Source organism: Oerskovia sp. NPDC056781 (assembly GCF_042789955.1).
GTDB lineage: Bacteria > Actinomycetota > Actinomycetes > Actinomycetales > Cellulomonadaceae > Oerskovia > Oerskovia rustica.
This window is the reverse complement of record NZ_JBHUAD010000277.1, coordinates 1-4,643: the sequence shown is the minus strand read 5'-3', so window position 1 is coordinate 4,643 and position 4,643 is coordinate 1. Positions and strand designations below refer to the sequence as shown.

The following is a 4,643-nucleotide window of genomic DNA, read 5'->3' as shown; positions in this document are numbered from 1 at the left end:
GATCCGCAGAGATCAGGGGCATCTACTCACTTCTCGGTGGAGGTCGGGCGTGCGGGCCGGCTCAGGCCAGCCGCCACACCCCGACGCCGGGGCCGTCGCCGCCCGCCAGCTCGAGAGCGTCGGCGGTCACGCGCAGGCCCAGGTTGCCGTACAGCTGCTCGGCGTCGGCGCCCGTGAGCAGGTGCCGCGGCAGGCGCGCCCCGTCCCACGCGTCCCGCGCCACGACGACGAGCACGCGCTCGTCGAGCGTCTCGCGCAGATACGCGACGGCGTCGTCGTCGACCACGAGCCAGCGCAGCCCGCCCTCGCGGAGCGCCCGGCTCCCCCGGCGCAGCGCGACGAGCCGTCGGTAGACCTCGAACGTGTCGCCGTCCCAGCGGTCCGGGCGGTCCCACGGCATGGGCACGCGTGCGTGCTCGCCGTTGGTGCCCGTGAGCCCCACCTCGTCGCCCGCGAACATCACGGGCGTGCCGGGGTAGGTCAGCAGGAGCGTCGCGGCGACCTCGACCATCTCGGCCGAGCCCACGATCGAGCGCAGGCGCGGGGTGTCGTGGGACCCGAGCATGTTCCACTGGTGCGAGGTGACCGACCACGGCAGCACGGCGTCGAAGTCGCGCATGGTCTCGACCATGCTGCGCCCGCCGCGGCGCGGCGTCGTGACGGGCAGCCCGAGGAACGGGACGGTCGAGTCGTGCGGCGCGAGCCACGTCCAGATCGGGCGCGTGAACGCCGAGTAGTTCATGTTGGCGTGCCAGCCGTCACCCGCGAGGTCGAGCGAGGCGTCGTGGAAGTGCTCGCTCACCAGGACCGCGTCGGGGTTGATCGCGGCCATGGTCGCGCGGATCCGCCGCGCGATCTCGAGCGTGCGGTCCTCGTCGGCGTAGCGGCCCGTCATGTTCGCGACGTCGATGCGCCACCCGTCGAGCGCGAAGGGTTCGCCCAGGTAGCGCCCGACGACGGAGCCCGGCCCGTCGATCATCCTCGCCCCGAGCGTGGGCGAGCCGTAGTTGAGCTTGGGGAGCGACGCGTGCTCGAGCCAGCCCACGTACCCGGGCTCGTCCGGCGTCCAGTAGAACCAGTCCCGCTCGGCGCTCGACTCGTCGGCGTGCGCGCGCTCGAACCACTCGTGGCCCGCGCCCGTGTGGTTGGTCGTCAGGTCGCCGAGCAGCCGCATGCCGCGCGCGTGCACGGCCCGCGAGAGCGACGCGTACGCCTCGTCGCCGCCCAGCACCGGGTCGACGTGGTCGAAGGTGCTCGCGTCGTAGCGGTGGTTGGAGCGCCCCGGGAAGACCGGGGTCAGGTAGACCGTCCCGACGCCGAGCGCCTGGAGGTGGTCGAGGTGCTCCTCGATCCCCCGCAGGTCACCGCCGTAGTACTGCGTCCCGACGCCGGGCCCGGCCGCGAGCGGCTCGTCGTCCCAGCCGGCGGGCTGCGCCCAGTCCGGGACCGGCCGTGAGTCCGCCTCTGCCGAGCGCGCGAACCGGTCCGAGAACACCTGGTAGACGACGCCGTCGCCCATCCAGGACGGTGCGGGTGGGTGCACGGTCAGGCGGAAGTCCGCGGCGTCGGGCACGTCCCGGTCGAAGACCCCGCGCCCGTTGAGCCACCGGTACCCGCCCGGGACGTCCAGGAAGAACCGGTAGCTCGTGACCGGGTTGTGGACCAGGACGTCGGCCACGTACCAGGACTCGTGCTCGTCCTGCCGGTCGAGCCGGGCCTCCGCCAGGCGCGGCTCGCCGTCGCGCACGGTCCGCAGCCACACGGCCCGGACCTGCGCGTCGGCACCGCCGGGAACCCGTGGCACGCGCACCCTGACCGGGACCACGTCCCCGAGGGCGGGCGTGCCGCCGGGGACGTAGACCTCGGAGCCGTCGTGGTGCGCGGCCAGGGCGACCACCTCGCGAGGCGAGGCGGCTCTCCCGGCGGACGTGGCGTCGTCGGGCGTGGTGGTGCTCACGGGTCAGCCCTTGACGGAGCCGGCCGTCAGGCCGCCCACGATGTACTTCTGCAGGTAGAGGAACAGCGCCAGCACCGGGAGCGTCGAGATGACCGCGCCTGCGGTGAACAGGCCCCAGTTCGCCTCGCGCAGCGACGAGACCCACCCGTACAGGCCGACCGCGAGCGTCCAGTTGGCCTCCGAGGTCAGCACGATGCGGGCGATCATGAACTCGCCGTACGTGCTGATGAAGGACAGCAGCGCCACGACGGCCAGGATCGGCGCCACCAGGCGCAGGATGATCGTCCAGTAGATCTGGGCGTGCGTCGCGCCGTCGAGCTTCGCGGCCTCGTCGAGCTCGCGCGGGACCGTGTTGAAGAACCCGTACATGAGGAACGTGTTCACGCCCAGCGCGCCACCGAGGTACACGCAGATCAGCGCCAGCTTGCTGTCCAGGCCGAGGGCGGGGACCACGTCGCCGAGGCTCAGGAGCAGCAGGAAGATCGCGATGAACGCGAGCATCTGCGGGAACATCTGGATGATGAGCAGCGAGGTCAGGCCCGTGCGGCGCCCCGTGAAGCGGAACCGCGAGAACGCGTACGCCGCGGCGGCGCCCATGAGCACGGTGCCGACCGACGTCGCGACCGCGATCACGAGCGTGTTGAGCATCCACGTCCAGAACAGCGAGTCGCCGAGCTCCGCGTAGTTCACCGAGCTCACGTCGGCGAAGAGCGTGTTGGAGCCCGTGAGGGTGCCGTTCTCCGACAGCGACGCCGACAGGACGTAGACCAGCGGGAACGCCGAGAACACGACCGCGACGACGCCCACGAGGTGACGCCAGCCGAGCTCGCTGAACCAGCGGCCTGGCTTCATGCGCGTGCGGCCCTCGGGACCGGACGCACGGCCGGAGGGCGAGCCCGCCGAACCGACGGGGGCGGAGACAGAGGTGGTCGCCATGTCAGTTGATCTCCTCGAACTTGCGGGTGCTCCGGAAGGCCAGGGCAGAGATGGTGCCGACGATCACGAAGATGACGATCGACAGCGCGCTCGCGAGCCCGAAGTTCTTCGGAGCCGACCCGTCGACCCCGGAGATCTGGTAGACCATCGAGATCAGGATGTCGGTGTGCCCCAGCGGGACCGAGGCGTCCCCGAACCGTGGACCACCCCCGGTGAGCATGTAGATGAGCGTGAAGTTGTTGAAGTTGAAGGCGAACGACGAGATCAGCAGCGGCGCGGTCGAGATGAGCAGCAGCGGCAGCGTGACCGAGCGCCACGTGCGCCAGCGACCGGCGCCGTCGATCTTCGCGGCCTCCATGACGTCCGACGGCAGCGACTGCAGCGCGCCCGTGCAGATCAGGAACATGTAGGGGAAGCCCAGCCACAGGTTCACGAAGAGCACCGAGAGCTTCGCGAGCACCGGGTCGGTGAGCCACGGGATCTCCGCCCCACCCAGCAGGACCTCGTTGATGAAGCCGAACCGCGTGTTGAGCAGACCCGACCACAGCAGCGCCGCGAGGAAGCCCGGGATCGCGTACGGAAGGATCATGAGCACCCGGTAGATCTTGCGACCGCGCATGCGCACGTCGTTGAACGTGATCGCGAGGAACAGGCCCAGCAGGAACGTGGTCGCCACGGACCCGATCGCGAAGACGAACGTCCACGCCAGGATCTTGACGAAGGGCTGCGCGTAGCGCCCGTCGGAGAAGGCCGTGACGAAGTTGTCGAACCCGACCGCCACGCGCCACCCGACGGCGAGCGTCGTGCCGTCCGCGGCCTCGAACTGGCCGTCGTCGTTGGGGGTGTAGACGGTCCCGGTCGTCGTGTCCGTCATGGTGTCGGCCGCGTCGTCGTACTCGAGCGTCGAGGTGTAGACGAAGCCCGTCATCGCGTCCGGCGTGCGGATCGACCCGTCCTCCGGGTCGTCGGACACGGGCACGCGGAGGTTCGTGACCTCCTCCTGGCGCTGGAGCACCTGGCCGCGCTCGAGGACCGTGTACCCGGGGACCTCGGTCGCGCGGCCTGCCTCGACCGTCGCGTCCTCGACCACTGTCAGGGGCTGCTCGGCCGAGCCGACCTCGACGTCGCCGTCGGGAGTGACGATCGCGAAGGCGAGCGTGCCGCCGTCCTCGACGACCGTGAGCGGGGCCGACTCCGACCCCTCGACGCGGCGCTCGTTCTGGACGAGCAGGGCCTCGATCGCCTGCTCCTTGGTCGAGTTGTGCCCCGTGCCGTAGTTGGTGAAGGCGATGTAGCCCGTGTAGGCCACCACGAAGATCTGGTAGGCCAGCAGGAAGATCAGGCCCGGCAGGATGTACTTGAGCGGCAGCGCACGCTTGGAGAAGTAGACCCAGTTGGCTGCGACCAGCATGGCCGCCGACGCGGCGAGGATGCCGTACGACTCTGCCGTCCACGCGGACCAGACCACGTACACGCCCAGCGCGTCGATGACGGCCATGAGAGCGAGCTTGGCGAAGAACCCGGGGCTGTAGTTCCGGGCGTGCGACCCGTCGCGGTCCCGGCGCGGGCGTTCCCGGCGCGGCCCCTCGGGCGGCCCGGAGTCCTCCGGAGCGCCGACGGCGGTGTCGGTGGGCGTGATCTGTGGGGCGGACATCGAGCCTCCGTAGTCGTGCGACACGGGTACCGGCCCGCGTCATGGGGCTGGCGCAGCGCCGATCGTGCGGGCTGCGCCGACGACCCGCGGCCGTGG

3 protein-coding genes are annotated in these 4,643 nt (G+C 70.9%); all 3 read right to left on the bottom strand.

Annotated elements, in window-relative coordinates:
- Positions 1-61: 61 nt before the first annotated feature.
- Positions 62-1,897 (bottom strand): glycoside hydrolase family 13 protein, encoded by a 1,836-nt coding sequence (locus ACFRCR_RS17030; RefSeq protein WP_377679180.1) that lies wholly within the window; start codon positions 1,895-1,897, stop codon positions 62-64.
- Between the two features lie 63 nt (positions 1,898-1,960).
- On the bottom strand, positions 1,961-2,893 hold the full coding sequence (locus tag ACFRCR_RS17025; protein ID WP_377679178.1) for a sugar ABC transporter permease: 933 nt from the start codon (positions 2,891-2,893) through the stop codon (positions 1,961-1,963).
- Position 2,894: 1 nt separating this feature from the next.
- Positions 2,895-4,547: an ABC transporter permease subunit gene (locus ACFRCR_RS17020; RefSeq protein ID WP_377679176.1), complete on the bottom strand. Its 1,653-nt coding sequence runs from the start codon at positions 4,545-4,547 to the stop codon at positions 2,895-2,897.
- Positions 4,548-4,643 lie beyond the last annotated feature (96 nt).